Annotated in this window: 1 protein-coding gene; it reads left to right on the top strand. The window is 59.5% G+C overall.

Going from position 1 to position 1,206, the window contains the following annotated elements; translation table 11 throughout:
• Nucleotides 1-67 precede the first annotated feature (67 nt).
• Nucleotides 68-1,179 (top strand): IS3 family transposase gene (locus AFIDRAFT_RS19040; protein ID WP_156786924.1). Its coding sequence is split into 2 segments (ribosomal slippage): nucleotides 68-323 and nucleotides 323-1,179, totalling 1,113 coding nucleotides; the frame shifts between segments, so codons are not numbered across the junction.
• The last annotated feature ends 27 nt before the right edge of the window (nucleotides 1,180-1,206 follow it).

Raw genomic sequence — 1,206 nt, 5'->3', positions numbered from 1 at the left:
GACCTGCACCCCTGAAACGCCCCCGATTTTAAGTTAGGATTTCTGTTCTCCACCGAGGAGACAGACGATGCGTAAGAGCAGGTTTACCGAAGAGCAGATCATCCGGATTTTGAAGGAACATGCCGCTGGTGCATCGGTGGGCGATTTGTGCCGGAAGCACGGCATCAGCGATGCGACCTTCTACAAGTGGCGCTCACGCTACGGCGGCATGGAAATCTCCGAAGCGCGGAAGCTGAAGGCGCTGGAGGAGGAGAACCGCAAGCTGAAGAAGCTGCTGGCGGAGTCGATGCTGGACGTATCGACGCTTAAGGAGATGCTCGGAAAAAACTTCTGACGCCCAGCTTGCGGAGACGTGCTGTGACCTGGGCGGTCAGTGAGAAGAGCTACTCGCAGCGGCGGGCCTGCGATCTTGTTGGCTTGTATCCGAAGACCTATCGCTACGCTTCAACGCGACCGAGTGATGGCGCCCTGCGGATTAAGTTGAGGGAACTAGCCTCGCAACGACGGCGGTTCGGCTATCGCCGCCTCGGTTTGCTACTGGCCCGGCAAGGCATCCGGATCAACCACAAGAAGCTATATCGAATCTACAGAGAAGAGCGGCTGTCGGTGCGCAAGCGCGGCGGCCGGAAACGGGCGCTCGGCACGCGGGCGCCGATGACAATCCCCCAGGATCAGAACCTGCGCTGGTCGCTCGACTTCGTGATGGACACGCTTGCCAGCGGTCGGCGCTTCCGCATCCTGACTCTGGTCGATGACTTCACCCGGGAATGCCTTGCCCTGGTCGTCGATACGTCGCTGACCGCTCTGCGGGTGCTGCGTGAACTTGAACAGGTGATCGACATCCGAGGCTGCCCTCGGATGGTCGTGAGCGACAACGGCACCGAGTTCACATCGAATGCCGTATTGGCCTGGCAGGAGGAGCTTGGTATCGAGTGGCACTACATCGCGCCGGGCAAGCCGATGCAGAACGGCTTTGTCGAGAGCTTCAACGGTCGCCTGCGCGACGAGTGCCTGAACGAACACCTGTTCGCCAACCTCAACGAGGCCCGGCAGATCATCGAGGACTGGAGGATCGACTACAACACCAACCGACCCCACACGAGCCTTAAAGGGCTTACACCGACCGAGTTCGCCAACCGCTCCAGCAGGGGCGAAAACCAGAACAGAGTCTACTTATAAACGAGGGCAATCAGGGGTGCAGGTCAA

The organism is Afipia sp. 1NLS2 (assembly GCF_000178995.1).
In the GTDB taxonomy this organism is placed as follows: Bacteria; Pseudomonadota; Alphaproteobacteria; order Rhizobiales; family Xanthobacteraceae; genus Afipia.
The sequence above is the reverse complement of the archived record's forward strand: the minus strand, read 5'-3'. Positions and strand labels throughout refer to the sequence as shown.